This is a genomic window from Kribbella sp. NBC_01505, from assembly GCF_045040285.1.
Taxonomy (GTDB): Bacteria; Actinomycetota; Actinomycetes; order Propionibacteriales; family Kribbellaceae; genus Kribbella.
This window is the reverse complement of the sequence record NZ_CP109425.1, coordinates 3,464,674-3,490,977: the sequence shown is the minus strand read 5'-3', so window position 1 is coordinate 3,490,977 and position 26,304 is coordinate 3,464,674. Positions and strand designations below refer to the sequence as shown.

Here is a 26,304-nt window from a genome sequence, read left to right as displayed (position 1 = left end):
GTCACTTGCTCTCGTAGAACCGCAGGTAGTCGAACGTCGCGACCGGAGCTGGGTTCGCACCGGTGAACTCACCGTGCGCGAAGAGTCCGAGCTTCGCCGGAGCGGACAGCACCCACGACGCACCCCAGGTCCAGTTCTTCCCGTCCACACTCGTCGCCGCCTGGTAGACATGCTCGCCGGCCGCGTTCTTGTGGTACGCCAGCCGCATCCACTGCGTCGGCGCCGACCGCCCAACCGCGGCCGCACCATAACTCGTCGCCCCGTCCGACGCCCGCGCCACCAACTCACGCCCGTACTCGATCTGTCGCGTCTTCCAGATCGACACGTTCCCGAGCCGCGCGAAGTCGCTGTCGTTCAGGTACGCGATCATTCCGGCCTGCTGGTAGTTGCGGATGTCACCCGACCCCGTGTCGAGGTGCAGCTTCGTCTCGGCGATCCAACTGTCGCCGGCCGGCGTCGGGTGGAACAACAGCCCGGCATTGTTGCTGGAGCCGGTCAGGTCCGCGTTCTCCAGCGGCCACGACAACTTGCCCTCAGCAACTACTGCCTTGTCGTCCTTCCGCACCCAGGACCAGTCCGCACCCAGCTCACCCGAGAAGTCGTCGCCGGCGAGCAGCTTCCCAATCTTCGGTACGGCGGCCATCCGTCGTACCGGCGGCGCCACCGGCCGAACCGTCAGGTTGTCGACCTCCGCAGACCCGAGCCACCGCACCGGCGCCGCAGCCAGCTTCAACCCCGGTACGTCGACCTGGGCCTCGGCGTACACGTCACCCAGCCCGGCGTCGTTGACTCGCGCGCTCACCGTGGAACCCGACACCTGGACGATCAGCTTGTTCCACTGCGACCGGTCGAAGTCGGCCGGCAACACAGCAGACGCCGTACGACGCCCTGCCACGACCGTCACCTTGCCGTTCCCAACGGATGCCACGACCTGGTGGCCACCGAGCACCGTGGTGAACGACGACCCCAACCGAACATCAGCCTCGACCCGGAGCGAACCAGCCGGCGCGGGCTTGCGGGTCTGCGCCACCCCGGCGATCGCCGCAGTCGGACCGCCCAGAGCGTCACCAGGACGCCTGGAAGCTCCGACCAGACCACCAACCGGGTCAGTCGCGTTGATACCAAGGGCAGAACCAGTCACCGGCGCGGGAACCGGACCCTCGGACGGACCAGCTCCGGCACGAGTCCGCGGCCAGCCGTCGATCCAGTCGATGCGGTCGATCAGCATCGGCCGCCGGTTGATGCCGAACGGGTCGGTCAGCCAGGCCGCGTTGCGGTCGATCGCGTGGTAGACGATGTGGTCCTGACCGGCCGCGTCCGTGATGAACGCGTGGTGGCCGGGCCCGATCCACTTGTTGCCGTTCTGCGTGATGACCGTCGTACCGCCCACGCGCGACTCCGTCATCGCGACACCGTCAGCATCCACGAACGGGCCCTTTGGAGAGCGAGAGCGGCCGGCGAAGACCGAGTAGCCGGTGGTCGGGCCGGCGCAGCAGTTCATCGACGACGCCATCAGGTAGTAGTAGCCGTCGCGGTAGACGACGTACGAGCCTTCGTAGCGGTCGCCGATCGTCACCTGGGTCGGTTCGCCGACCGCGTGCAGGCCGTCCGCGCTCAGCTCGGTGACCGAGATGCCGCCGTAGAAACCGCCGTAGTACATGTACCGCTTGCCGTCGGCCGCGGTGAGCAGCGCCGGGTCGATGGTGTTGTACCAGCCGCCGTTCCCGTCGGTCTTCGGTGTCACGACCGGTCCGTCGCTGACGGTCCACGGCCCGGTCGGCGTCGGTGCGGTCGCGGCTCCGATCGCGAAGTCGCTGCCCGGGTTGGCCAGAGTGTCGGTCACGGTGAAGTACATGACGTACTGACCGTCGAAGTACCGGATGTCCGGCGCCCAGAAGAACGAACCCGGCGCGGCCCACTTCGGCTTGGTCTGCTCGTTGAAGACCGTGCCCAGGTACTCCCAGGAGCTGAAGTCCTTGGTCCGGGCCATGTGCATCAGCCCGAACGGGCCTCCTCCGACCAGCGGGTCCGAGGTGGCGTAGGCGTACCAGTAGCCGTCACGGCCCTGGATGATCGACGGGTCGGCGAAGGTGTCGGCGAAGCTCGACGAGATCGCGTTGGTGGTGGTGGGCGCCGGAGCTGCGCCAAAGGTAGTTGTGTCAGCGGCCGTCGTACCGACAGCGACAGCGGCGACGGCAAGTGCTGCCGCCAGGAAGCGTTTGGGAGGCACGGGCAGGGGTCCCCTCTCGGATCACACGGTGAGCTGGATCAGATGCCACGAAGCCGGTGGCAGCGTGGCGGTGCAGACGCCGTCGACGATCTCGGTCCCCTCGATCACCCGGGGTACCACCCGGTCCGGATCGTCGGCCGTGTTCACGGCGGTACGGTCGTCGTCGTACAGGGCCAGGTGCTGAGCGACGCGCAGGCCGCTACCGACCGGGACCTCCAGGTCGAGCTTGTCGGTCTCACTCCGGTTCACCACGAAGATCGCGATCTCACCGGTCTTCTCGTCGTACGTCGCCGTGCTCCACAGCGCGGGAACCCGGCCGAACTTCTTCGTGTCGATCTCCGGGCCGTCGCTGATCGCGGTCCGCAGTACGGTAGGTCCGGCGTACTTCGCGGTCAGCGCGAACGGGTGGAAGATCGACTGCCGCCAGGCCCGCCCGCCCGGCTCGGTCCGGATCGGCGCGATCACGTTGACCAGTTGCGCGAGGCAAGCGATCTTCACCCGGTCCGCGTGCCGCAGCAGCGTGATCAGCAGGCTGCCGACCACGACCGCGTCGTCGACGGTGTAGGTGTCCTCGATCAGCGGGCCGACCTCGCGGATGCCCAGACCGAGCTCACCGGGGAAGTCCTGCTGGCGCCAGACGTTCCACTCGTCGAAGGAGAGCGTGATCTCCTTGTCGCTGCGCTTGAGCGCCTTGACGTGGTCGGCGGTCGCGATCACCGACGTGATCATCCGGTCCATCTCCTCGGCCGCGGCCAGGAAGCTCGTCTGGTCACCGTCGCGAGGTTCGTAGTACGCGTGCAGGCTGACGTGGTCGACCAGCTCGTAGGTGCGCTCGAGGACGACCCGCTCCCACTCGCCGAACGTCGGCATCCCGGAGTTGCTCGATCCGCAGGCGACCAGCTCGAGATCGGGGTCCACCCGGCGCATCGCGTTCGCGGTCTCCTCGGCCAGCCGCGCGTACTCCTCGGCGGTCTTGTGCCCGATCTGCCAAGGCCCGTCCATCTCGTTGCCCAGGCACCAGACCTTGATCCCGTACGGCGCTTCGTGGCCGTTCGTGACGCGGCGATCGGAGAGCTCGGTCCCGGCCGGCAGGTTCGTGTAGGTGAGCAGGTCGACGGCTTCCTTGATCCCGCGGGTGCCGAGGTTGACCGCCCAGACAGGTTCGACCTCGGCCTTGCCTGCCCACGCGACGAACTCGTCGGTGCCGAACTGGTTCGGCTCGATCGCCCGCCAGGCCAGGTCGAGGCGGCGCGGCCGCTGATCCTTCGGACCGACGCCGTCCTCCCAGTCGTAGTTGGAGACGAAATTGCCACCGGGATAGCGGACCGCGGTCACCCCGAGCTCGCGGACCAGCTCGAGGACGTCGGCGCGGAACCCGTCCGGATCCGCTGTCGGGTGCCCGGGCTCGTAGATCCCGGTGTACACGCAGCGGCCCATGTGCTCGACGAACGATCCGAACAACCGCCGGTCCACCGCGCCGACGACGAACGCCGGATCCACCACCAGCCGGGGCATGAAACCTCCAGTAAAGAGACCATTACAACGTTTACCGTGGATTCTTACAACGATTGACATCGCAGGTAAAGGGTTCGCTCTCCGCGAGCGTGGCACACTCGGGCGACAGGTCGGTGACAGGAGGTTCGGATGGCGACCAGGTTGAGCGATGTGGCGGCGCGGGCCGGGGTGTCGGTGAAGACGGTGTCGAACGTGATCAACGACTACCCGCACATCACCGCGCACACCCGGGCCAAGGTCGAGGCCGCGATCGCCGCCCTGGACTACCGGCCGAACGTGAGCGCGCGGTCCCTGCGCAAGGGCCGCTCCGACTTCATCGCGCTGGCGATCCCGGAGATGGCCTCGCCGTACTTCGCCGAGCTCGGCGCGGCGTTCTCCCGGGCCGCCAAGAAGCGCGGGATCACCGTGCTGATCGAGCAGACCGAGGGTGAGCCGGCCGCCGAGCAGATGGTCCTGGACGGGATGCGCGGTCAGCTGATCGACGGCATCGTCTTCTCGCCGATCACCAGCTCCCCGGCCAGGATCAGTACGGCGGTCGGCAGCGGCAAGCCGCTCATCCTGCTGGGCGAGCGGACGACCGGCGGGACCTTCGACCATGTCGCAGTCGACTCGGTCCAAGCGGCGTACGACGCGACCACGCACCTGATCTCGCTCGGCCGACGGCGGATCGCGGCGATCGGTGTCGGCGGCGGCGGTGCGTCCGGGACCGGTGCGGTCCGGCGGCGCGGCTATCGGAAGGCACTGAAGGCGGCCGGGCTGGAGCACGACCCGGCGCTGGAGCTGGCCGGGACTGGCTATCACCGGCTGGACGGCGCAGCCTCGATGCGCGCGCTGCTGGAGCTGCCCGAGCCTCCGGACGCGGTGTTCTGCTTCAACGACCTGCTGGCGCTCGGCGCGCTGCGCACGCTGAGCAAGGCGGGTCTGTCGGTGCCGGACGATGTGGCCGTCGTGGGCTTCGACGACATCGAGGACGGTCGCTACCACTCGCCGTCGCTGACCACGATCTCCCCGGACAAGGAGTGGCTGGCCGACCAGACGGTCGCGCTGCTGCTCGAGCGGATCGGCGGGAGCGGTGAGGCTGCGCGACGCAACCTCACCGTCCCTTACACGTTGGAGATCCGCGAATCGACCGCCGGCTAGAAGGCTGACCTAGAAGGCTGCACTGCAGGTCGTCAGGTTCGCCGTCACGCTCGCACCGCGGGCGACGGTGACCTGACGGGTCTCCAGCACCTGGCCGGTCGGGCGTTCACAGGTCAGCGTCCACGACTCGGTGCCGCCACCGTTCTGGATGGTGATCGGCCGCGTGGACGGGTTGGTGTGCCACGTGTACGACCCACCAGTGGGCACCGTCATCGTGGTCTCGAGGACGTCGGGCAGCAAGGTGCCGTTCCACGTCTTGGTGGTGAAGGACTTCTTCAGTCGCAGTACGGCGCCCGCCGGGCCGGTGCCGGTGACCACCGAGTGCCGCGCCGGGTTGATGGTGGACTCGGCCGCGAGCAGGTACGCCTCACGGTTCCCCTTGCCCGCCGTACTGCCGGAGCCGAAGTACATGTTCACGACGTTCGAGAACGCCGGGTGGAAACTGCTCGCACCGTGCTCGAAGGTGAACCCGAGCCCACCGGTCGCGTAGTACGACCAGTCCTCGGTAGTGCCGGTGGTGTCGTACAGCTGGTACGCCTTCTGGCTGGTGTAGCCGTTCTGCGCGGCCATCTGGTCACCCAGCGCCTTGTAGATCGCCTCGTCCGGAGTGTTCGCGGCGCTGGCGTAGCCCGGCTCACGCAGCACGAGGTTGGAGTAGGTGTGGTTGGTGATCAACGTGGTCACCTGGTGCGCGGAGACCAGCGACTGGACGTTGCGGGACTCCGGCTCGCTGAACGCGCCCGCACCCCGGTACGTCTCGGAGGTCAGGCTGGTCGACGCACCCGGACCTCCCCAGAAGCCGGAGTAGTTGCGGTTCAGGTCGGTACCGCGGGACTGGTTCGACGACTGTGCGCACTGGCCGGCGGTCGGGATCTGGCCGTTGACGATCCGGCAGTTCTTCCGCTTCATCTCGTACCCGAGGGTCCGGCTCAGGTTGAAGCCGTCCGGGTTCACCACCGGCACGATGATCACCTTGGACTTCTCCAGGATGTTCGTGATCCGTGCGTCGGTGCCGTCCTTCTGCAGGAGCTCGTAGGCGAACTCCATGGTCAGCTCACCCGACGGCCATTCGCGCGCGTGGTGCAGCCCCATCATCAGGAAGACCGGCTTGCCGCTGCTGGTGCCGACGTCGTGGGAGATCTCCAGACCTTGGACGGTCCGGCCCTCGAGCGACTTCTCCTTGAGGTTGAACAGCTTCGCCTTGGTCGGGTACTGCTGCGCCAGGCTGGCCAGGTTGCCGGTGAAGTCGGCGAGCTGCCGGTACGCCGTCCTGCCACTGGGCAAGGTGGCCAGGACCGCCTTGTTCTTCACAGCCTTGGCGTACTCGGCGTCGGCCTTCTCGCGCTCCCGGTCGGCGCCTTCGAGGTCGTCCTCCAGGACCGACCAGGTGAACCCGGCCAGGGTCAGCAGCCGGAGATCACTCTTGCCGTAGGCAACGATGTCGGTGTAGGTCGGTCCGGACGACTCGGCCAGGTCCAGGTCGAGACTGGTGAGTCGCTTACGGTCGGACTGCGTCGGGGTGTTCACCCGGAGCAGCTGGATCAGCTCGTCGTTCTGCTCTGCCACGGCCTTGCGGTCCGGTGGCGCCGAGGCCTGCACGGCGGCAGGCAGTTGGCTCCCGGCACCGACGGCGAGGACGGCCGCCAGTGCGAGGGGAACGAGTCGAGTCCATCGGGCGGGACGGAACACGATGACCTCCAGTAGTTGAGGCATTGCATGCGGTAACTGGAGGGTAGAGGTCACACCGTGCCAGCGGAAGCGATTCCCCGCGCCACGAGGGCTAACCTTCGGCGAGTCCGGCCAACTGCCTACCGAATCCGTCGGTGACCGACTCGGAGCCACCGACCAGCCTCAGTACGACGTTGCGCAGCGGCCGGACGAATTGCGGGGCGCTGGCCATCGTGGTGAGTCGGTGCGACAACGCGATCACGCGAACCGCCTCGGCGCGCGCGGTCGCGCCGTACTGGTCGAGCTCGGTCTCGTCGCTGGTGGTGAGTGCGGTGTGCAGCGCGTTGGCCACGGCGACCGCGTCGCGCAGTCCGAGGTTCATGCCTTGGCCGCCGGCCGGGCTGTGCGTGTGGGCGGCGTCGCCGGCCAGCAACACCCGGCCGGCCTGGTAGCTGTCGGCGACCCGCTCGTGGATCCGGAAGCGCGATCCCCAGATCACCTCGGTGACCGTCGGTGGGTTGGACTCCGGTCCGCGCTCGGTCAGCATGCGCTGCGCAGCTGCCAGATCAGGGTGCTCCGGTGCGTCCGGCACCTCGGCCACCAGGCGGAAGATCCCGTCCGGGAGTGGCGCCACCAGGAGCAGGCCGGCCTTGGCGAGATACAGCCCGACCTCGTCGGTGGGCAGACCACCGTCGACGCGGACATCGACCAGACTCGCGGAGAGCGGCAGGACGTTGCCCGGCATCGTCAGCCCGGACAGCTCGCGGATCGTGCTGCGCATCCCGTCGGCGGCCACGACGTACCGGGCGGTGATGACCTCGCCGGTGTCGAGGGTGACCGCTGCGCTCTCGCCGGTCTGCGTCAGCCCCATGGCCGCGCACGGCCGCCGCACCTCGCCACCCAGCTCGACGAGGCGCTCGAGCAGGATCCGCTCGGTCGTCGACTGCGGAATCATCAGGGCGAAGGTGTAGGCGGTCAGCAACCGCCGCAGGCTCACCGGGACGAGCACCCGGTCACCCTCGCGGACAGCGAAGTCCTGCACCGAGTGACCGGCCGCCACCAGCCGCTCGGTGACGCCGAGCTGCTCCAGCACCTCCAGGGTCCGGGCATGGACGACCGCCGCGCGCGAGGTGTTCGCGCCCTCGGCCAGCTTGTCGACGACCAGCACGGTGTGCCCGTGCTGCCGGAGAGCGGCCCCCGCCGCGAGCCCGACCGGTCCGGCGCCCACCACCACGACATCGACGTTCATCGTCGCCTTCTCTTTGTCAACGCTTGTTGATTTCCACGGTAACACGGAAGTCAACGGCTGTTGGCATATGCTGCGACCATGACTGAGCGGAAGTCCGAGCGGACCCGGGCGGCGATCCTGACCGCGGCGCGGGAGCGGTTCGGGGCGGACGGGTACGAGCGCGCCACGGTCCGGGCGATCGCGGCGGACGCGGCGATCGACCCGGCGATGGTGATCCGGTACTTCGGCAGCAAGGAGAAGCTGTTCGCGGAGGCGGCCGAGTTCGACATCCGGCTCCCCGACCTGAGCGACGTACCGGCTGCGGAGGTGGGTGCGCGGCTGGTTCGGCACCTGTTCGCGCGCTGGGAGGAGGAAGACACCTTTCGGGTGCTTCTGCGGACCGCGGCGACCAACGAGAGCGCGGCCGAGCGGATGCGGCTGGTGTTCGCCAGCCAGCTCGCTCCGACCCTGCAGAGGCTGGCTGTCGATCAGCCCGTGCTGCGGGCCGGTCTGGTCGCGACGCAGGCGCTCGGGTTCGCGCTATGCCGCTACATCCTGCAGTTGCCGCCGGTCACCGCACTGTCGGCAGACCAGGCGGTCGCCTTCCTGGCGCCGACGATCACGCACTACCTGATGGAACCGCTCACTGCGGAGTGAGCCAGCGGGCGACCGCCGGCAGCGTCTCCTCGAGCGAGGGCAGGTGCGGGTGCCACTTGGTCTCCCACTCGAGCGAGAGCGGGTAGTCGGTGCCCTCGAGCGCCTTGAGCAGGTCCTGGATCGGGAAGTCGCCATCCTCGATCGCCACCGGCCGGTACTTCTGGGCCGAGTCGCTCTGCTTGATCTGGACGAACTCGAGCCACGGCCGCAGCAGCGCGAACGCCTCGGCCGGAGTCTCGCCGTGCGACCAGGTGTGCGCGCTGTCCCAGATCACCCGCACGTTGTGCCCGGCGACGTTCGCGTCGACCAGGGTCAGCAAGGCGGCCATTTTCCGGCCGGCGGAGTGCGAGTCGTGGGTCTCCAGCAGGATGCGCGCATCCTTGGGCGCCGTCGCGATGCGATCGAGGGCGCGGAATTCGCCCGGGCTCGGGGCATCCGTCGTACCGGCGTCGTCTCCGGGGAAGACGCGGACGCCACGGGCGCCAAGGTCCGCGGCGAGCTCGAGGTGCGCCTCGAGCGGCTGCTCCTCGACGGCGCAGAGCCTCACGTAGCTACTCAGGGCGAGGATCTCCAGCCCGGCGTCCTCGATCCGGGTGCGCAGCTCACGACGCTCGGCCGCGGACAGTCCGACGTGGGTGAACTCGTCCGGCGCGGTGCGCAGTTCGAGCCCGCTCACATCGTTGCCCTTGGCAAGCTTCAGGACCTCGTCCAGGGGTGCGCCGTGGCACCCGAGGGTGGCGAAGGCGATCGGCACGATCAGGTCCAGCGACGGCGCGGGTGGGTCCGCGGTCCGGGCTGCTCCGGCTCGGGCTCCTCCGGCGTGTACGACGGGTACTCCTCAGCGGGCTGCTGTCCGTAGGAGGGCTCGGTGCCGTAGTTGTAGCTGCTGTCGTACGACGGCGCCGGCTCGGTGCTGCTCGGGTACTCCGTGCCGCTGTACGAGCTCGAGGTGTACTCCTCGTACGCGGACGGAGCGGGAGTAGACGGGGCCGACGGCTCGTAGGCGCTGCTCGTGTAGTCCGAGTTGTACCCGTACTGCGCGGTGCCGTAGTTCGGGTCGCTGCCGTACTCCGAGGTGTACGACGATGTGTAGTCCGTCGACGGCGTCTCGTAGGACTGGTAGCTGGTCGGCTCGTACGACGGGGTGGTGTAGTCCGCACCGTACGACGGCTCCGGTCCGTACTCGGGGACCGAGGGGAGCGGCTTCGACGGGGTCAGGTAGTCGTCCTGCGACGCGAGCACCGGCGCCGGCTCGTAGTAGCCGGAGGAGGCGGGCTCGTGCGCCGGCGGGTAGACGCTGTGCTGCTCCTGGATCACCGACGGGCTGTCCACCGCGACCCGAGCGGCCCTGCGACCAGCGCGCGCAACGGGCGCGGGCTCAGGCTCGGGTGCGGGCTCGACCGACGGCAGCGCCGCTGAAGACGGGGCCGTCGAAGTCAGGTAGTCCGAAGTGCTCTCGTACGACGTGTAGGGCTCGGAGTAGCTGCTCGCCCACGACGGCTCCGGGTCGGCCTGCTGCTCGGGCTGGTAGGCGAACGGATCCGGCTGGACGCTGGTCCGCGCCGGCTCGTCGCTCATCCAACGGCTCTTGGCCGCGGCCAGCGGGTCCTCCTCGGCCGTGGAGCCGAGGAACTCGCTCCAGGACGGCTTCAGCGGCTGGTACGCCGTCTGCTCGGCCGTGTGGTTGTCGTCCTGCCAGGTCGACACCGCGTCGAACTGCTCGGTGGAGGGACCGGCCTCGGCCTGCTGCTCGCCGCCCTGCCAGGTCTCGGCGACCGGGGCGAACGGGCTCCACTTGGGCGCCTCCTCGGCCGGCTCGTCCGCACCGAACGGGCTGCCAGCGGGGAAGGACCCCGCGGTCGCACCGTCACCCGGGAACGCGCTGGCGGCCGCAGCGAACGGACTGCCCGCAACCGGGCCGGCCTCGGCTGCCGCAGCGAACGGGCTGCCCGCTACTGGACCGGCAGCAGCGGCACCGCCGCCGGCCAGCTGCAGCTCCGGCTGACGCTCGAGCCGCCGGGTCGGCGACGACGCCAGACCGGCCTGGGCCGAGGCGGCGATCGGCTCGACGATCGCGGGCTGCTCGTCGGTGTCGTCGTTCGCGTAGGTCGGGACCGCGGTCAGCTTCGGCTCGCGCTGGTCCCACCACGGGCTCCACTCGCGCTCGGTCTGCATCGCGGTGATCTTGCGGATGATCAGCGTCGCGGCGACCGCGGACACTCCGGTCAGGATCAGCGACCCGGTCCCGGCCAGCGCGATACCGCGCAGCGAGTTGACCGTCGCCTCCATCCACATCAGGAAGCGCCGGACCACCACGTCGAACGCGAGAGCGCCGATCCAGGCGACCCACCACACGGAGGTGAGGGACGGCGTCCTGAACCGGCGCAGGTCATCGGCGTACACAGGGGTCTTCGGATCGCTGGCCAGCCAGACGTCGTCGACGATCTGTTTCGGGTACCAGAGGTTGGGGCCGGGGACGAACCAGCTCGCCAGCACCCAGCCGTGGCTGCGGCGGTGGTCGGCCTGGCAGAACACCTCGGAGTTGACCCGCGCGCGCCACAACCAGATGACGAAGAAGACGGCCGCGGCGACGGAGATGACGACGTTCGGGATCGCGGTGAACTTCGCGATCGCGTCGGCACGGTTGAGATCCGCGTCGTCGACACCCGGCAGCCCACCGAGGTAGCGGTGGACCACGGAATACGTGTTCCAGTCCGACCAGGTGGAGAGCAGGTGGGTGACAGTCGACGCTCCCAGCAGCCCGATCGCGATCTTGCCGACCGTGCCTACCTGCTGGAACTCCTCAGTTGCGTGCGACTGCCACTCTTCTTCGTGGTTCTGTTCTACAGCTGACAGAACTGTGGGTTGCGGGTGGCTCACGTCGTGCGTCCCTCGCGTTGCCGGAACTCCGTCTGTTAGTCGGTTCGGCCAGAACCTGCCCCCGCATGACCGAGCCACATTGATACCACGAAGTAGGTACGCCAAGGGAGCCGGTCCCAGCACGGAGGGTATCGACTTAACGTGTTCTTTTCGTACGGCCATCACCACTTGTAACGAGGGATCCGACAGTGTGTAACGGTTTCGTTTACCGCGCAGGAGGTTGGAAGCGTCTCTCGACCTGATCGACCCTCCACCAAGGCACCCAGGGCCGGTTCGTCTGCAGGTCGTCGATGTGGGCGATCAGTTGAATGGCGAGCACCGCCGCACCCGACGTGGAGACGGCCGAGATCGTGGAAAGGATCACGTTGGTCCGCAGGTCGCCGACGGTGTTCGCGCCACCGAGGACTCCGCGCTGGACGATGTTGCCGGACACCAGTCCGACCACCCAGGTGATCCACCAGGCCCAGACCAGCCGCGTGCCGGGCAGGTCGCGCAGCGACTCGGTCTGCGGCGGAGTGCGCGGGTCGCTGGCCGCGACGATGTCGTCCACCACCTGCTTGGGGTACCAGAGGTTGACCACCGGGCAGATCCAGCTGCCGAGCACCCAGCCTCGCGTGAACCGGTGCTCGCCGCGACAGAACATCTCCGCGTTCCACCGGACCCGCCAGAGCCAGACGATGAACACCCCGGCGGCCGCGAACAGCACCAGCCCCGAGACGATGCCCAGCGACCCGGAGAACAGGTCCGCCTCGGCCAGCCGGTCCGGATCGTCGCCGTACCGCTCGACTGTCCGGTAGGAGTACCAGTCCGACCAGGTGGTGGCCCAGGTGGTGACCGTCACCACGCAGATCAGCACCGAAGAGGCCAGGCCCATCGTCCGCTCGGAACTGAACCATCGGTCCAGCGGCGGTTGCGGCGGCCGGCTCGGCATGGATCAGATGTAGCACAACACCGCGTGACCGAGCGAGGACATCAAGTCGTCGCCGCCCTGGTGTCTCGTGACAGATGTCCGAGGTACTGACCTTCATCCGAGCCTAGATTCAGCAGTGTGAGCCCCGAACGCACAGCCAATCCGTACGCCGACTTCCTCGGCCGGATCTCGTCACCCACGAAGCCATGGCTGACGGGAGCGGTGTTCGTCGTGACCCTGGCCTGCGGTGTCGCGCAGCTGCTGCACCGCCCGCTGTACGACGCGGTGGTGCGCGACGCCGCCCGGATCGACGACGGCCAGTGGTACCGACTGCTGACCGCGATGTTCTTCCAGGACGGCTGGGCAGTCGGGCTGCTGTCCAACCTGATCGGCCTCGCGGTCCTGGGCATAGTCGCCGAGCGAGTGTTCGGGCGTGGGCGCTGGCTGATCCTGTACTTCGTCTGCGGCTGGTTCGGCCAGCTCATGAGCTATCTGTGGCTGAGCCCGATCGGTGCCGGGAACTCGATGTGTATCGCCGGACTGCTCGGAGGGCTGGCCGCGGTCGCGCTGCGCCCGCCATCGGGAGTCACGGTCGCGCCGCGGGTGCGGATGGTGGCAATCGCCATCCCGGTGCTCGCTGTGATCGACACCGTCGTCCACGACAACCACGGTCTGCCCGCACTCCTCGGCTTCGCCCTGGGCTTCCTGCTGCGGCCGAAAGTGTCGGTGCAGCAGTAGAAGATAGATGTCATGCGCTGGTGTGTGGTCGATTCGCCGATCGGGGAGCTGTCGCTCGCCGTGGACGAGACCGGGCTGTGCCGGGTCGCTTTTCAGATACCTTCCCCGCCCCACCGCCCCGAACGCCAGCGGCTCGACCGACCTGCGGAGAGCGATCCGCTGCTGAGCAGGACCGCTGAACAACTGGCGGCGTACTTCGCTGGTGAGCTGCAGGAGTTCGACCTGCCGCTGTCGGTGCGGAGCGGGACCGAGTTCGAGCGAGCGGTGTGGACGCAGCTGACCCGGATCCCGTACGGCGAGATGCAGACCTACGGCGATGTCGCGAAGATCGTGTCGGCCGATGTCGGCGCCTCTCGAGCTGTCGGGACGGCCTGCAACCGGAACCCGCTGCCGATCGTGGTGCCTTGTCACCGGGTCGTCGGGGCCGGCGGGAAGATGGTCGGCTTCGGCGGTGGGATCCCGACCAAACGGCACCTGCTGGAGCTCGAGGCACGGGTCAGCTTCGAGACCCTGTGGTCCTGACCGAGCACGCAGCGAAACCTGACGAAGATCTGACACCGACATAGCCCCGTACGGCGCGCCTCGTTGGACTTGGCAGGACTACCGTTGCTATCAGCGATCAGTTGATCACCCACGAATCAAACGATTCAGCAAAATGATCGATTGGCGCTCCCTCCTGCCTCGGAAGACGCCCATATGACGAAGACCCGGTCCACCGCCCACCCCCACCCAGATCTCAGCGCCCTGATGAACAAGAGCGCCGAAGAGTGGTCCGCTCCCGAAATCCAGGACGCCGCGCGTACTGCCCTGCAGACGCACGCGCCGGACCGCGAGCCACTCACCCGCACCAAACGCTTCGGCATCGTCCCCTGGATGCACCGCAACCACGCGCTCTGCACCCACTGCGGCGGCACCTACCCCTGCATCACCCACCGCTACGCCACCCAGCTCCTCTCCGCCGGCCGCTACACGATCGCCGCGAGCCACGGAGAGCCTGAGGCGGAGCCCCAGCCGATCTAGTGGCAACGCGAAGGGCCGCTACCCCAGCTGGGGTAGCGGCCCTTCGTGATTGCGGTGGTACGACAGCTCAGGAGTCGCTGGGCTTGGTGTCCGTCGACTTCCTGGGAGTGCTGGTCTTCTTGGCCGTACCGTTCGACGAGGCCTTGACCTCGTCGGCAGGCTTGGCTTCCTCAGCCTTAGCGGTCTCTGCCTTGGCCGTCTCCGCCTTCGGAGCCTCCGGCTTCGGGGTCTCCGCCTTGGGAGCGGTGTGCCCGTTGGAGCTCTCCGGACGCGGTGCCGCGGCGGAGCTGTAGTCGCGGCCGCTAGTCGGCGTGGACTGCCAGGCCGGCTCCGGCGGCGTCAGCAGCTTCTTGACCGCGGCGGCAGCGAGCGCCCCGAGGCCGAGCAGCAGCACCGCCGTACGGAGCTTGTGGCTCTTCTTCGGCACGTCGATCTCACCGCGGAGCGCGGCCTTGGTGGCCTTGCCGCGACGGGAGGTCTCCTCGACCACCGGCTCGGCGGCGGCCGCCAGCGACGCCAGCGCGGCCGACACCTTCGGCAGCACGTCGTCGTTGAACCGCTCCCGGGCCTTCTCGGCCGCGTGCTCGGTGGCCGGTCCGACCTTGGACAAGGCGTCGTCGATACGTGGTCCGGCCTTCTCGACCGCGACGTGGGCCAGGTGCGCGCCCCGCTCGACGGCCTTCTCGGCGTACGGCGACACCTTCTCCCGTGCGGTGCCCACGGCCGGTCCGAACTTCTCCGACGCCGATTCTGCGAACGGCCGGACGCGGTCCTTCGCGATGTCGATCCGGCCCTTGGACTTCCTCAAACCCACAGTTCCCTCCATGGACGCAACTGATACCGCTCTGGACAAACCCGGTCTCATCTGCATCGTAGCCGTACCCACCTGTCAAACCCCCGGTTCCACGGATTCTTGCCCGGACGTGACAGGATCGATGGCGTCAGATGTAACTACCGAGGAGCGACTCCCGTGGCCGAAGAGCTGTACGCAACCCTGCAGACGACGATGGGTGACGTCGTCATCCGGTTGTTCCCGAACCAGGCACCCAAGACCGTGGAGAACTTCGTCGGCCTGGCCGAGGGCACCAAGGAGTGGACCGACGCCCAGACCGGGGAGCCGAGCCACGAGAAGTTCTACGACGGCCTGGGCTTCCACCGCGTCATCAAGGGCTTCATGATCCAGGGCGGCTGCCCGCTCGGCACCGGCACCGGTACGCCGGGCTACTCGTTCGACGACGAGATCCACCCCGAGCTGCAGTTCGACCGTCCCTACCTGCTGGCGATGGCGAACGCCGGGATCCAGTTCGGCAAGGGCACCAACGGCTCGCAGTTCTTCGTGACGGTCACGCCGACCCCGCACCTGAACCGCAAGCACACGATCTTCGGCGAGGTCGCCGACGACGCGTCGCGCAAGATCATCGACGAGATCGCGGTCGTGCCGACCGCCCCCGGCGACCGCCCGATCGAGCCGGTTGTCATCAACCACGTGGTCATCGAGCGCAAGAACGCCTGAGATCCACCCCGCGGGACCGGTCGTCGGACCGGTCCCGTCGCCCTTCCCCGGAGGACCGCCGCGTGACCGAACCGTATGCCGGCCCTGTCTGTTATCGGCACCCGAACCGGCCCGCCGGCGTCCGGTGCCAGCGCTGTGACCGCCCGATCTGCCCGGACTGCATGAACTCCGCGGCGGTCGGCTTCCAGTGCCCGAGCTGCTTCAACGAGGGCGTCAAGTCGATCCCCCGGACCCGTACGTCGCTGGGCGGCATCCAGCGCGGTAACCCGCAGGTCGTCACGATGACCGTGCTCGCACTGAACGTGCTGGTGTTCATCGGGGTCCGCGTCGGCAGCCCGCAGCTGCTGAACGACCTGGTCCTCTTCCCGGCGCTGGTCGAGTCCGAGCCGTGGCGGCTGCTCACGTCGGCGTTCACCCACGTGCAGATCTTCCACATCTTCTCGAACCTGTTCATGCTCTGGCAGATCGGGCCGCCGCTGGAGCAGATGCTCGGCCGGCTGCGCTTCGCGATCCTGTACTTCCTGTCCGCCCTCGGCGGCGGCGTCGCGGTCTGGCTGCTGAGCACCCCCACCTCGGCGACACTCGGTGCGTCCGGAGCCGTCCTCGGCCTGGTCGGCGCCCTGCTGGTCGTCAGCCGGGCCCGCAACCTCGACGTCACCTGGATCCTCGGCTACGTCGCCATCACCGCGGTGCTCTCGTTCCTGATCCCGAACATCTCCTGGGAAGGCCACCTCGGCGGTTTCGTCACCGGCGCCGCAGTCGCCTGGCTCTTCCTCCAAGACACCAAACGCCGCCAGCAACGAGCCCGCCGCTAGCCGTAACGGGCTAGGCCACAATTGGCGCTCGGTTGGATGAAGGACCGTGACACCTTCGGGTCGGGGCGTGTCCTATAGAGGCATGTCCCGACGGGGGACCCAGGTGGTTAGGACAGTTCGATGAGCCCACGAGCGGTGGACAAACGAGCCCGGCCCGGTAATGAGCCGGGCCCGTCGTCAGCGGAGACAGCGTCACTTGAGAACGAGGCAGCTGTCCCCGAATTCGTGCCAGAGGTAGCGCTCATGCAGAGCCGCGTCGTAGGCCTGCTGCACGGTGCCACCTCCCGCCACGGACTCCAGGAGGAGCAGGTGCGACGCCTCGGGAGCGTGCATGCCGGTGATGAGTCCGTCGACGACGACAGCCGGGTGGTCGGGGCCGAGGACGAGGTCGGTCCAGCCGCGCGCGGCGACGACTGACCCGTCGGCGCCGACCGCGGACTCGATCGCCCGGACCGCAGTGGTTCCCACTGCCACGATGCGACCGCCGTTGCCCTTTACCCAGTTCACCAGACGTGCGGTGTGCTCGGGTACGTCGTACCGCTCGGGCAACGGCGGTTCGTGGCTCTCCAGCGAGGAGACGCCGCAGTGCAACGTGATCGGAGCGATCAGCACCCCCTGAGCGGCCAGACTGCTCACCAGCTCGAAGCTGAACGGCCGTGCCGCGCTAGGCATCTCCGCGCTGCCCGGGTCCCGAGCGAAGACAGTCTGGTACGACGCCAGCGGCCACCGCTTGCTCACATAGCTATAGGTGATCGGCCGCCCATGCCGTTGCAGGTAGCCGATCATGTCGGTCACCGGCGGCTTAGCCCGCCACAGGCGGTTCGACTCCGACTGGTACGGAGCGAGCAGCGTGAGGAGACCCCGTGGCAGTTCCACCTGGTCACCCGACGTACCGCCGAGCATCGGTGCGCCGCCGTTGCGCAGTTCCACTACCCAGTTGCCGTCGTCAAGCGCAGTAGAGAAGTGCACGACCACCGACGCCACACCGGCGCCCGTGATCCAGGTGCCGTCCACTGCGGCCGCGAGAGTGCCGGATGTGTTCACCAGCAGGAGATCGCCGGGCCGGAGGTGGTCACCGATCCGATCGAAGCGGGTGTGCGTGACGGTCGACCCCTCCGCGACCAGCAGCTTCACCTGATCCCGCGAGAGCCCTCTGGCCTCGGGCGGCTCACTGGCGTTCAGCGAGTCGGGCAACACGAATCTCGTGTGTGGATGGATTGTCACGAGGTCACCGCCGGTGCGAACTCGGCAGCGCGGTAGCGACCACTCGTCGGCCGCTGGTCCAGCAGCGCCAGAAACGCCGGTACGACGGTCGCCGGCTCCGGGCGGTCCGAGATGTCCTCGCCGGGGAACGCCGCCTGGTGCATCGCCGTCCGGAGGTCACCCGGGTCAACGGCGTACACCGCGAGCGACGGGTGCTCCTGACCGAGAACTCGGGATGCGTGGTCGAGCGCGGCCTTGGCCGAGCCATAGCCGCCCCAGGTCTCGTAGGCCTCAACGGCAGCATCAGAACTGATGTTGACCACCACTCCCGTCGCTGCAGTGAGCTGCGGGAGCAGGGTCTGCGTCAGAGCGAGTGGCGCGACCACGTTGACCTCGTAGACGCGACGCAGTTCGTCGAGGTCCGCAGAGCCCAGTGCCTGCAGGGGACTGGGCCCGAGGTAGCTCGCGTTGTTGATCAGCAGGTCGAGGCGACCGAGCTCGGTGATGACCTCGGCGAGGTCGGCACGGTGCTGCGGATCGGTCACGTCACCGGCGAGCGGTACGACGTCGGTGCGATCGGCCAGCGCATCGGCGGCGTCCTTGAGCGCGTCGGCGCCGCGGGCGTCGATCACCAGCGCCCAGCCCCGATCGGCCAGACCGTGCGCCAGCGCGAGACCGAGACCGGCCGAGGCGCCGGTGATGAGAGCAACAGGACGGTTGGCAGGTTCAGGAGTCATGCCCGCAACTGTCATACTTCAAGCGAACTTGAGGTCAAGGGCCGATCAGAATGCCGGGGTTCAGCACGCCCTTCGGGTCGAGCACTCCTTTGACCGCCTGCAATGCCTCGACCGCCAGTGGGCCGATCTCCTCGGCGTACGCCGAGCGGTGATCGGTGCCGACACCGTGGTGATGGCTGATCGTCCCACCGGCCGCCGCGATCGCAGCGTTCGCTGCGAGTTTCGCCTTGCCCCATTGGTCGATGGGCTCGTCGGTCTGCGCGCAGATGATGGTGAAGTAGAGCGAAGCGCCGGTCTCGTACACATGCGACACGTGACAGAGCACCAGCGGCGGAGTGCCCTGATCACTGAGCGACTTCACCAGAGCCTCGGTCACCTCACCCTTCAGCGCCGGAATGCGCGACCAGAACGCAGCAGTCTCGAGTGTTTCGACCAGTGCGCCTTCGTCAAGCAACGGATCCCGCAGGTACGGCGCTTTGTACCGCCCGACTCGCCACGCCTCACCCGGCTCCGCGCCAAGGTTCTGACCACCGGCTGCACTGAGCACTTCACCAGTCCCGGGCTTGTACGGACCGTCGAAGCCGACAATCGCCAATGCGCCACCAGGACCGTCCGGATTGTTCACCGCGGTCTCGGCCTCGTCCGACAGCCGGAGCACGGTCGGCAACGGCCCGTCCTGCGCCAATCGCCGTACGGCGTCCAGTCCGGCCTCGAAGGTGTCGAAACGCCAGCCCTCGAAGTGCCGCTCGGTCGGGCGCGGCCGGACCCGCACTACGACCGAGGTGATGATGCCGAAGGCACCCTCGGATCCGAGCACGAGCTGGCGGAGGTCCGGCCCGGCGGCGGACATCGGCGCGCGGCCGAGCTCGACCGTCCCGCGCGGAGTCGCCAGTGTCACGCCGACCACCATCTGGTCGAACCGGCCGTAGCCCGCGGACGACTGCCCGCTGGACCGGGCCGCGGCGTACCCGCCGATGCTCGCGCCTTCGTAGGACTGGGGGAAGTGCCCGAGCGTGTAGCCGTGCTTGGCCAACAGCGCCTCGGCCGCGGGACCACGCACCCCGGCCTGCAGAGTCGCCGTCCGCGAGATGTCATCGACCTCGAGCAGCTGATCCAGTCGACCCAGGTCGATCGTGACGAACCGCCGGGATGCCGCGAGCCCGCCGACCACCGACGTACCGCCCGAGTAGGGCACCACGGCCAGGTCGTGCTCGGCACAGGCGGCCAATAGCGCGAGGACCTCGTCGTGATCGGCCGGGAAGACGACCGCGTCCGGCATGTCGGTGGTGTCGCCGGCCCGATGCCGCAGCAGGTCCGGCGTGGAGTAGCCGCGCGTGTGCGCCCACCGCTGATCCAGATCGGTCGCGACATGCTCGGCCCCGACAACCCCGGTCAGAACGCTCACCTGATCAGCAGTCAGCCCCGAACGGTCCGCCGGAGAGACCGGCCCCGACTCAGGACGCCGTACGCCGAGGTGGTGCAGCGCGGCGAGCGCCGGAGCCGGAACCTCGACCGAGACCGCCGGATCGCCCCACCGCCCGGGCGTGAGTTGCACCACCGGCAAGTCTGACTCGGTCATGGCACTCTCCCCATCACTCGTCTGTCGGGGTAGCGTCCTGGGCAGATGAAACCCCTGATTCCACCTGCCCAGGACTGTCCCCGGGCGTCGAGTCGCTGATACACTCTGACGTGTGATGTCTCAGCGTAGCAGCGAATCAGGGTCCGAGACCAGTAGCCGTCCCACTCCCGCGAACGCGATCGGCGAGGAGCGGATCCTGGACGCGGCCTACGAGCTGCTGCTCGCGATCGGGATGCGCCGGATGACGATGGCCGACATCGCCCGGCACGCGGAGGTCTCCCGCGCCACCCTCTACCGCCGCTGGCCGAACGTGCAGGCCGTCGTCGCCGCCCTGATGACCCGCGAGTGGACGACCGCGCTGATGTCGGCCTTCTCACCGGATGCCGCCGACGGCCGCACCCGCTTGGTCGAGGGCGTGGTCGAGGTGGTCGCGCACACCCGGACGCACCCGTTGATGCGCAAGATCGTCGAGCTCGACCCCGAATTCCTCACGCCGTATCTGCTCGAGCGGCGCGGCAGCAGCACAGTCGCGCACCTGGCGCTGGTGGAGGCGGGGATCAGGGCCGGTCAGGAGGACGGCTCGATCCAGGACGGCGACGCGGTCTGGCTGGCCCGGCAGATCATCCTGGTCTCGCTCGCCTCGGCGGTCTCCGGTCCGGTGATGGCCACCAAGGAGGAGTATCCGAAGCTCGACGAGCAGCTCCGCGACATGCTGAACAAGTACCTGCTACCGCAATCTCCCCGGGCATGATCTCCCTGGGCAACGCCAGCCTGAACGCGGCCCGCCGCGCCCGCGAACTCGACTGGCTGGAGACGACCGGCAAGGTCGACGTCCTGGTCATCGGCGGCGGTGTGACCGGTGCCGGCGTCGCGCTGGACGCGGCCGCGCGCGGTCTGACCGTTGCCCTGGTGGAGAAGCACGACCTGGCCTTCGGGACCAGCCGCTGGAGCTCGAAGCTCGTGCACGGCGGCCTGCGCTACCTCGCCTCCGGCCACGTGGGCATCGCCTACGAGAGCGCCGTCGAGCGCGGGATCCTGATGAAGACGACCGCCCCGCACCTCGTGCACCCGGTCCCGCAGCTCGCACCTTGGTTGCCGCAGGCAAAGGCTTCGCAGGCGGCGCTCGTGCGCGGCGCGTTCCTCGGCGGCGACCTGCTGCGCACGTTCGCGCGGACCAGCGACGACTACCTGCCGCACTCGCGCCGGGTCGGTTCGGCCGAGGTTCTGCGCTACGCGCCGACGCTCCGGCCGGAGGGACTGCGCGGCGGCTTCCTGACCTGGGACGGCCAGCTGTACGACGACGCCCGGCTGGTGATCGCGATCGCCCGCACAGCCGCGCAGTACGGCGCTCGCGTGCTCACCCGGGTGGCTGCCACCGAGGTGACGGGCCAAGGCGCCGTGCTGGTCGACCAACTGACCGGGCGGCGGACGAGTGTCGACGCCAAGGTGGTGATCAACGCGGCCGGGATCTGGGCAGGCCAGATCACCGATGGCATCAAGCTCCGGCCGAGCCGCGGCACCCATCTGGTCTTTCCACAGGCTGCCTTCGGTGGTCTGTCCGCAGTGCTGACCGTGCCGGTTCCGGGGCATCTGCGCCGGGTGGTGATGGCGATTCCCGCGCCGGACGACCGCGTGTACGTCGGTCTGACCGACGAGGACGCGCCTGGTCCGGTGAGCGACGTGCCGCGGGCGACAGACGGTGAGATCGACTTCCTGCTCGACACCATCAACCGTGCGGTGCAGACACCGCTCACTCGGGCCGATCTGCTCGGCACGTACGCCGGACTGCGCCCGCTGCTCGACACTGGCCACGGCAACAAGACGGCGGACATCTCCCGGCGGCATGCGGTGATCACTGGGCCGGACGGCCTGGTCACGATCGTTGGCGGCAAGCTGACCACCTACCGCCGGATGGCGCAGGACGCGCTGGACACTGCGCTCGCCCAGTCCACTCTGGACGCGCAGCGCCCCTGTCTGACGCACCGGATCCCACTGGTCGGTGCGGCCGACCGGGTCCGGCTGGCGGCAGTGGCCGCGCCCCCGCGGTTCATCCAGCGGTACGGCGTCGAGGCGCCGCAGGTGATCGCGGCGGCCGGGGCATCACTCGCCCCCATCGCGCCCGGGCTCAGGACGACGTACGCGGAGTTGCTGTTCGCGGTTCAGCACGAGGGCGCGCTCGACGCGGACGATGTCCTCGACCGCCGGACCCGGCTCGGGCTGTCGGCCGCGGACCGGGAGCTGGCGCTGCCGGCCGTCCGGGAGGCGTTCGCGGCGGTCTGAGCGCTCCCGTCCCGAGATACGGTTGTCGCGGGGAGGGATGACGATGGCACAGCCGTACTATCCGGGGCCGCCGCGGCACGGGCCGTATCAGGTCCTGCCGCCGCGCTACCGGCAGCTGCGCAAGACCGCGCTGGTCAGCATTGTGCTGATGGGGCTGACCGCCCTCGTCACGGCACTCCAGTCGGCCCTGATGTGGCGCTCGTACGACGAGGTCAAGAACTTCATCTTCCTGAACCTCACCGAGGACGAGTTCGACGGCGGCCTCCGTGCGCTCGTCGGTGGCAGCTGGGTGCTCAATCTGGTCGGCTATCTGATGTTCGGGACCTGCGTCGCGTATCTGCTCTGGCTCTGGAACACCCGCGAGAACAGCGACTTCCTGAACTCGGCCCTCGCGCCCCGGCCGCCTGCCAACCCACTGCCGCCCGGTCAAGGAATGCACCGGCGGAGTGCGGGCTGGGTGATCGGCTCGTGGTTCTGCCCGGTCGTCCAGTTCTGGTATCCGCTGCAGGTCATGCAGGACATCGTCACCGCCAGCGCACCGCTCGAGGATCCGGGTGCCGCCCGGAGTCAGCGGATTCGCACGCTGCTCTACAGCTGGTGGGCGGCCTGGACCGGGTACTGGGTGATCGTGCTGGCCGGCCTGCTGACCGGAGTCATCGGCTTCTTCGTCTTCGTCGTTCAGGTCGTCGATGCCTCCGAGGACCCGGAGGGATCGGTCCAGTTCTACGGACTGCAGGACGTGATGGTCCAGATCGCGCTCTGGGTCGACATCGGCTTCACCGTCGCCGCCCTGCTGCTGATCGTCGCCACGGTGACCTCGGCACTGCTCATGCTGCAGATCGGGCAGTGGCAGCAGCAGCGGGTCACACCGCCGGCAGTGGCGCCCGTTCAGTACTACCAGCCGCCGCCGAGCTTCCCGTCCTACCGTCCGATGTCGTAGAGCACGACCGCGGTCGCGTCGTCGTACCGTTTCCAGCGGAGCGTGGTCGCAGCCTCGTCGTACCGACGGACTCGACGGATGAGCGCCGCCGGGCCTTCGGTGGTGAGCACAGTCATCAGGTCGGCCCAGCTCTGTCCGTAGTGCTCGGTGTATCGGGACGCGCCATCACTCAGTACGCCGATCGTCGCGATCTCGGCGCGGTCCGTCGTACCGGTGTCTGCTTGGTACGCCGCCTGCGGATCGGTACTCGCTACCCAGAAGCCGCCGGGTGTGTTCCGGTGTCGGCGGACGGCTCCGACTGTTCGCTCGCGCAACTGCTCGAGCCGCTCATCGCTGTGCACAGTCACCACGTCGTCGGGGGAGCAGTAGACGACAGGTGAGTCGGCCAGCACCAAGTGCTCGACGCTGTCCGGGCCGACGCGCACCATGGCGACTGTGGACGACGGACTGTCCCGATTAGTCAGGTCGCAGGTCTCCGTGTGCTCCGCACAGACCGCAGCGATCGCCTCAGCCAGTACGTCGGCCAGTGGCGCGGTCGACGCGGTCAGGAGCGGCGGAGCGACGTACCGGGCGAGTCGACCGACCAGCCAGGCCACTGTGTGCTGACAGCCCGAGTCGACACCGGGGAAAGGTGTGGCGCCGTCGAACACCACGGCGAAGTCCGGCCCGGTCAGAACCAGGTCCTCGTTGACGGCGGGCGGTTGGCGATCCGGTGCAGGCTGGCAGCTCGATCGAATCTCCACGCACTCAGTCTGCCCGGGGTGCAGCCCAACTGTCGGCGAGCGATTGCTCCAGGGCGATCTTCGGCGACCATCCGAGCCGCTCACCGATCAGTCCGATGTCGGCCTGCTGCCATGGGTCGCCCAGTGCGCCGTCCTGGTCGCGGTCGTCGACGATCCGGGCCGGCTGGCCGCTCAGCTCGAACAGCTGACCGGCCACGTCGCGCGCCAGCGTCGCCCGGCCGGTCCCGACGTTCAGCACCGCCGGCAGCTTGGTGTCCGTGAGCGCGACCGCGATCACCGCCTCCGCGACGTCCCGGACATCCACGAAGTCGCGCCAGACATCGAGCGACCCGACCTCGATCTGCTGCCGGTCGCGGAGGTCCTCGATCACCTTGCCGGTTACCGTCGTCGGCGGCGCACCAGGGCCGAGTACGTCGAAGATGCGGAGCACGACCGCGTCGGCGCCGTTGCGCTGCGCCCGGACGGCGAGCTCGGAGCCGGCCAGCTTGGTCAGCCCGTACGGACCGGTCGGCCGGGCCGCGGACCCCTCGGACTGACTCGCGCCGTGCGGACCACCGCCGTACTCGGCGGCCGACCCCAGCTGAACGAACCGCGCATGACCCGCGTTGTCCCGGGTCGCCGCCAGCAGGGCCTCGACCGCAGTCACGTTCGCCGCGACCAGATCGGCCGGGTCGCCGGTGGCCGCCCCGACAGCGTTGATGACCACGGTCGGTTTGTAGAGGCCGATCTGGGTCTCCAGCGCGTACGAGTGCATCGTGGCCAGGTCGCAGCGCAGATGTGGTTCACCCCGGTTCCGGCTCAGTCCGCGGTACTCGACGCCCCGATCGGCGAGCAGCGCACAGATCCGGGCACCGAGGAATCCACTCGCGCCGAACACCATTACCCGCTCTGATCCGCTCACCCCTCCATCGTGCGGCCCGTACTTGTCGGTCCGCTGAACGTTCTCCGGCGGCACCATCACAACCTGACTCGTAAGCATCACAACTTTGGGTGTCGGCCGCGCGTGACAGGGTGCGGGGATGGCGAGACGCGCGATACCGACCGAGTCGACGATCCGTGAGTGGGACGATCCGGAGCTGTCCGGGGTGACTCATCGGCGGGTGCTGTTCATCGACACCGACCTGACCGAGGTGGACAACCGCGGTGGGGTGTTCGAGGAGTGCACGTTCCGCGGGGTCCGGTTCAACGCCTCGACGCACACCGACGCCGCGTTCGTGAACTGCACGTTCGTCCGGTGCTCGCTGTTCGACACCACGTTCACCGGGTGCAAGTTCGTCGGCAGCTTCTTCGACGACTGCACCTACAACCTGCTGAAGGTCTCCGGCGGCGACTGGTCGTTCACCGGGCTGCCGGGCGCGGATCTGCGCGGCGCCGAGCTCCACGGAGTGAAGCTGCGCGAGGCGGATCTGACCGGTCTGCGGGCGGCGAAGGCGGTCCTGCGGGACGTCGATCTGTCCGGAGCCTCGCTCCAGCGGGCCGATTTCACCGGCGCCGATCTGCGCGGATCGGACCTCTCGACCCTCGATCCGCTGACCGTCGGACTGCGCGACGCGCGGATCGATTTGACCCAGGCGATGGTCGTGGCGACCGCTCTGGGGCTCGACGTCCGGCCCTAGCCTGTGGATAACTTTAGGTAGCTGAGCCGTCATCCCCCGGATTACCCACAACCTGTGGATAACCTTCCGGATAACTTTCTTGCCGGGAGAAACTCAGCGCGTCCGCACCATCGGCCGGAGCCCGTTCGACGGTTTCGCGACCACCGGGACCGGACGGAGGTGCCGTGCGGGCGTCCGGGGCCGGACGACGACCATGGCCGCGTGCTCGACGACGTACGGGCCGGTGACCAGGTGGCGACGCCGTGCGATGGACTGTACTCCCGCCACCAGCCCGACCCCGCAGAAGGCCCCCGCCGTGTTCGCGATCAGGTCGTGCAGCTGGCAGGAGCGCCCGAGCTGGGGGATCAGCGCCTGGACCGCCTCGACCGAGGCCGAGAGCCCGATCCCGGCGGCGATGCCGTCACCCGGCCGGCCGCTCGCCAGCGCCAGCATTCCGGCGGCCGGGACGAACAGCAGTACGTTGAGCAGACCCTGGACCGAGGTGAGTCCGCCGGTCGTGGCCAGGTGGGTGCCGCACTGGCCCACCACCGAGCTGAGCCGGTGCGGCGTCGGGCTGAGCGTCGCCGCCAGGACCAGCGCGAACGCCGCCGGCATCCCGAACGCCGCGAGGCGAGGGGGCAGGGCCCCCGGCCGCCGCAGCGACGAGAGTGCCACCGGCAGTGCCATGCCGGTCAGCACGAGCCAGGTGTCGAGCAGATGTGGGATGCCGCGATAAGTCTCGAGCACTCGTCGGACCCTCCCGTGGTCGACCGCCTGACTCGCTCTCTTCCTCCTCTCGACGATCTGTCGTCGCGTGCACACCCCGCCAGGCTTATCCGGACATCTGCACGCAGCCGCAAACAACCCGTGACAAACCGAGCACAAACTGTCACGCCATGTAGGTGCTCAGGGC

At 68.6% G+C, this 26,304-nt stretch carries 25 protein-coding genes; 11 read left to right on the top strand and 14 right to left on the bottom strand.

Annotated elements, in window-relative coordinates:
• Nucleotide 1: 1 nt before the first annotated feature.
• Nucleotides 2-2,230 carry a family 43 glycosylhydrolase gene (locus OG474_RS16485; protein WP_405063171.1) on the bottom strand — a complete coding sequence of 743 codons (2,229 nt, stop codon included), beginning with the start codon at nt 2,228-2,230 and terminating at the stop codon, nt 2-4.
• Nucleotides 2,231-2,251: 21 nt separating this feature from the next.
• Complete coding sequence (locus OG474_RS16480) at nt 2,252-3,745, bottom strand: alpha-N-arabinofuranosidase (protein ID WP_405063170.1); 1,494 nt, start codon at nt 3,743-3,745, stop codon at nt 2,252-2,254.
• A 129-nt stretch (nt 3,746-3,874) separates the two neighbouring features.
• On the opposite strand from OG474_RS16480, the gene OG474_RS16475 reads away from it, so the two are divergent.
• Nucleotides 3,875-4,885 (top strand): LacI family DNA-binding transcriptional regulator, encoded by a 1,011-nt coding sequence (locus OG474_RS16475; RefSeq protein ID WP_405063169.1) that lies wholly within the window; start codon nt 3,875-3,877, stop codon nt 4,883-4,885.
• Between the two features lie 9 nt (nt 4,886-4,894).
• Here the strand turns inward: OG474_RS16475 and OG474_RS16470 are convergent, their stop codons facing one another.
• Nucleotides 4,895-6,598 carry a M14 family metallopeptidase gene (locus tag OG474_RS16470; protein WP_405063168.1) on the bottom strand — a complete coding sequence of 568 codons (1,704 nt, stop codon included), beginning with the start codon at nt 6,596-6,598 and terminating at the stop codon, nt 4,895-4,897.
• A gap of 67 nt (nt 6,599-6,665) precedes the next feature.
• On the bottom strand, nt 6,666-7,802 hold the full coding sequence (locus OG474_RS16465) for an FAD-dependent oxidoreductase (RefSeq protein WP_405063167.1): 1,137 nt from the start codon (nt 7,800-7,802) through the stop codon (nt 6,666-6,668).
• Nucleotides 7,803-7,880: 78 nt separating this feature from the next.
• Between OG474_RS16465 and OG474_RS16460 the strand changes: the two genes are divergently transcribed.
• Nucleotides 7,881-8,438, top strand: a complete 558-nt coding sequence (locus tag OG474_RS16460; protein ID WP_405063166.1) for a TetR family transcriptional regulator — start codon at nt 7,881-7,883, stop codon at nt 8,436-8,438.
• Here the strand turns inward: OG474_RS16460 and OG474_RS16455 are convergent.
• The 3 genes from OG474_RS16455 to OG474_RS16445 all read right to left on the bottom strand — a co-directional run bounded on the left by OG474_RS16455 (nt 8,425) and on the right by OG474_RS16445 (nt 12,249).
• Nucleotides 8,425-9,192, bottom strand: coding sequence for a sugar phosphate isomerase/epimerase family protein (locus OG474_RS16455; RefSeq protein WP_405063165.1), 768 nt, complete (start codon nt 9,190-9,192; stop codon nt 8,425-8,427). The two genes, OG474_RS16460 and OG474_RS16455, sit on opposite strands and share 14 nt — an antisense overlap.
• 2 nt (nt 9,193-9,194) lie before the next feature.
• On the bottom strand, nt 9,195-11,318 hold the full coding sequence (locus OG474_RS16450) for a DUF4328 domain-containing protein (protein ID WP_405063164.1): 2,124 nt from the start codon (nt 11,316-11,318) through the stop codon (nt 9,195-9,197).
• Nucleotides 11,319-11,523: 205 nt separating this feature from the next.
• Nucleotides 11,524-12,249 (bottom strand): DUF4328 domain-containing protein, encoded by a 726-nt coding sequence (locus OG474_RS16445; RefSeq protein WP_405063163.1) that lies wholly within the window; start codon nt 12,247-12,249, stop codon nt 11,524-11,526.
• Nucleotides 12,250-12,366: 117 nt separating this feature from the next.
• Here OG474_RS16445 and OG474_RS16440 point away from each other — a divergent pair, with 117 nt between their 5' ends.
• The 3 genes from OG474_RS16440 (at nt 12,367) to OG474_RS16430 (ending at nt 13,986) form a co-directional block, all read left to right on the top strand.
• The gene (locus OG474_RS16440; protein WP_405063162.1) at nt 12,367-12,966 is read left to right on the top strand and encodes a rhomboid family intramembrane serine protease; all 600 of its coding nucleotides are present in this window, start codon (nt 12,367-12,369) and stop codon (nt 12,964-12,966) included.
• Between the two features lie 12 nt (nt 12,967-12,978).
• Complete coding sequence (locus OG474_RS16435) at nt 12,979-13,488, top strand: methylated-DNA--[protein]-cysteine S-methyltransferase (protein ID WP_405063161.1); 510 nt, start codon at nt 12,979-12,981, stop codon at nt 13,486-13,488.
• A 174-nt stretch (nt 13,489-13,662) separates the two neighbouring features.
• Nucleotides 13,663-13,986, top strand: coding sequence for a hypothetical protein (locus OG474_RS16430; protein ID WP_405063160.1), 324 nt, complete (start codon nt 13,663-13,665; stop codon nt 13,984-13,986).
• A 67-nt stretch (nt 13,987-14,053) separates the two neighbouring features.
• Here OG474_RS16430 and OG474_RS16425 read toward each other — a convergent pair whose 3' ends face one another.
• The gene (locus OG474_RS16425) at nt 14,054-14,800 is read right to left on the bottom strand and encodes a DUF5324 family protein (protein WP_405063159.1); all 747 of its coding nucleotides are present in this window, start codon (nt 14,798-14,800) and stop codon (nt 14,054-14,056) included.
• Between the two features lie 156 nt (nt 14,801-14,956).
• Here OG474_RS16425 and OG474_RS16420 point away from each other — a divergent pair, with 156 nt between their 5' ends.
• The gene (locus tag OG474_RS16420; protein WP_405063158.1) at nt 14,957-15,499 is read left to right on the top strand and encodes a peptidylprolyl isomerase; all 543 of its coding nucleotides are present in this window, start codon (nt 14,957-14,959) and stop codon (nt 15,497-15,499) included.
• Between the two features lie 62 nt (nt 15,500-15,561).
• Complete coding sequence (locus OG474_RS16415) at nt 15,562-16,314, top strand: rhomboid family intramembrane serine protease (RefSeq protein ID WP_405063157.1); 753 nt, start codon at nt 15,562-15,564, stop codon at nt 16,312-16,314.
• A 192-nt stretch (nt 16,315-16,506) separates the two neighbouring features.
• Here OG474_RS16415 and OG474_RS16410 read toward each other — a convergent pair whose 3' ends face one another.
• The 3 genes from OG474_RS16410 to OG474_RS16400 are packed head-to-tail and all read right to left on the bottom strand — an operon-like array spanning nt 16,507 to nt 19,833.
• Nucleotides 16,507-17,538, bottom strand: a complete 1,032-nt coding sequence (locus tag OG474_RS16410; RefSeq protein ID WP_405063156.1) for an S-adenosylmethionine:tRNA ribosyltransferase-isomerase — start codon at nt 17,536-17,538, stop codon at nt 16,507-16,509.
• Entirely contained in the window at nt 17,535-18,254 is a 720-nt protein-coding gene (locus OG474_RS16405; protein WP_405063155.1) for an SDR family NAD(P)-dependent oxidoreductase, read from the bottom strand. The genes OG474_RS16410 and OG474_RS16405 overlap by 4 nt, the downstream gene beginning before the upstream one ends.
• A gap of 34 nt (nt 18,255-18,288) precedes the next feature.
• Complete coding sequence (locus OG474_RS16400; RefSeq protein WP_405063154.1) at nt 18,289-19,833, bottom strand: FAD-binding oxidoreductase; 1,545 nt, start codon at nt 19,831-19,833, stop codon at nt 18,289-18,291.
• Between the two features lie 115 nt (nt 19,834-19,948).
• Here OG474_RS16400 and OG474_RS16395 point away from each other — a divergent pair, with 115 nt between their 5' ends.
• The 3 genes from OG474_RS16395 to OG474_RS16385 are packed head-to-tail and all read left to right on the top strand — an operon-like array spanning nt 19,949 to nt 23,053.
• Complete coding sequence (locus OG474_RS16395; protein WP_405063153.1) at nt 19,949-20,584, top strand: TetR/AcrR family transcriptional regulator; 636 nt, start codon at nt 19,949-19,951, stop codon at nt 20,582-20,584.
• Nucleotides 20,581-22,113 (top strand): glycerol-3-phosphate dehydrogenase/oxidase, encoded by a 1,533-nt coding sequence (locus tag OG474_RS16390; RefSeq protein WP_405063152.1) that lies wholly within the window; start codon nt 20,581-20,583, stop codon nt 22,111-22,113. The genes OG474_RS16395 and OG474_RS16390 overlap by 4 nt, the downstream gene beginning before the upstream one ends.
• Nucleotides 22,114-22,156: 43 nt before the next feature.
• Nucleotides 22,157-23,053: a DUF4328 domain-containing protein gene (locus tag OG474_RS16385; protein WP_405063151.1), complete on the top strand. Its 897-nt coding sequence runs from the start codon at nt 22,157-22,159 to the stop codon at nt 23,051-23,053.
• Here OG474_RS16385 and OG474_RS16380 read toward each other — a convergent pair.
• Both OG474_RS16380 and OG474_RS16375 read right to left on the bottom strand, forming a co-directional pair.
• Nucleotides 23,035-23,796 (bottom strand): protein phosphatase 2C domain-containing protein, encoded by a 762-nt coding sequence (locus tag OG474_RS16380; RefSeq protein WP_405063150.1) that lies wholly within the window; start codon nt 23,794-23,796, stop codon nt 23,035-23,037. The genes OG474_RS16385 and OG474_RS16380 overlap by 19 nt on opposite strands.
• A gap of 4 nt (nt 23,797-23,800) precedes the next feature.
• The gene (locus OG474_RS16375; protein ID WP_405063149.1) at nt 23,801-24,697 is read right to left on the bottom strand and encodes an NAD-dependent epimerase/dehydratase family protein; all 897 of its coding nucleotides are present in this window, start codon (nt 24,695-24,697) and stop codon (nt 23,801-23,803) included.
• Nucleotides 24,698-24,815: 118 nt separating this feature from the next.
• On the opposite strand from OG474_RS16375, the gene OG474_RS16370 reads away from it, so the two are divergent.
• Entirely contained in the window at nt 24,816-25,412 is a 597-nt protein-coding gene (locus tag OG474_RS16370) for a pentapeptide repeat-containing protein (protein WP_405063148.1), read from the top strand.
• Nucleotides 25,413-25,505: 93 nt separating this feature from the next.
• On the opposite strand, the gene OG474_RS16365 is transcribed toward OG474_RS16370, so the two are convergent.
• Nucleotides 25,506-26,138 carry a VanZ family protein gene (locus OG474_RS16365; RefSeq protein WP_405063147.1) on the bottom strand — a complete coding sequence of 211 codons (633 nt, stop codon included), beginning with the start codon at nt 26,136-26,138 and terminating at the stop codon, nt 25,506-25,508.
• Nucleotides 26,139-26,304 lie beyond the last annotated feature (166 nt).

Bases quoted from the DNA above. Each gene is read 5' to 3' on its own strand.
- OG474_RS16480 (WP_405063170.1), bottom strand. From the start codon at position 3,745: ATGCCCCGGCTGGTGGTGGATCCGGCGTTCGTCGTCGGCGCGGTGGAC.
- OG474_RS16475 (WP_405063169.1), top strand. From the start codon at position 3,875: ATGGCGACCAGGTTGAGCGATGTGGCGGCGCGGGCCGGGGTGTCGGTG.
- OG474_RS16470 (WP_405063168.1), bottom strand. From the start codon at position 6,598: ATGCCTCAACTACTGGAGGTCATCGTGTTCCGTCCCGCCCGATGGACT.
- OG474_RS16465 (WP_405063167.1), bottom strand. From the start codon at position 7,802: ATGAACGTCGATGTCGTGGTGGTGGGCGCCGGACCGGTCGGGCTCGCG.
- OG474_RS16460 (WP_405063166.1), top strand. From the start codon at position 7,881: ATGACTGAGCGGAAGTCCGAGCGGACCCGGGCGGCGATCCTGACCGCG.
- OG474_RS16445 (WP_405063163.1), bottom strand. From the start codon at position 12,249: ATGCCGAGCCGGCCGCCGCAACCGCCGCTGGACCGATGGTTCAGTTCC.
- OG474_RS16435 (WP_405063161.1), top strand. From the start codon at position 12,979: ATGCGCTGGTGTGTGGTCGATTCGCCGATCGGGGAGCTGTCGCTCGCC.
- OG474_RS16430 (WP_405063160.1), top strand. From the start codon at position 13,663: ATGACGAAGACCCGGTCCACCGCCCACCCCCACCCAGATCTCAGCGCC.
- OG474_RS16405 (WP_405063155.1), bottom strand. From the start codon at position 18,254: ATGACTCCTGAACCTGCCAACCGTCCTGTTGCTCTCATCACCGGCGCC.
- OG474_RS16400 (WP_405063154.1), bottom strand. From the start codon at position 19,833: ATGACCGAGTCAGACTTGCCGGTGGTGCAACTCACGCCCGGGCGGTGG.
- OG474_RS16395 (WP_405063153.1), top strand. From the start codon at position 19,949: ATGTCTCAGCGTAGCAGCGAATCAGGGTCCGAGACCAGTAGCCGTCCC.
- OG474_RS16390 (WP_405063152.1), top strand. From the start codon at position 20,581: ATGATCTCCCTGGGCAACGCCAGCCTGAACGCGGCCCGCCGCGCCCGC.
- OG474_RS16385 (WP_405063151.1), top strand. From the start codon at position 22,157: ATGGCACAGCCGTACTATCCGGGGCCGCCGCGGCACGGGCCGTATCAG.
- OG474_RS16370 (WP_405063148.1), top strand. From the start codon at position 24,816: ATGGCGAGACGCGCGATACCGACCGAGTCGACGATCCGTGAGTGGGAC.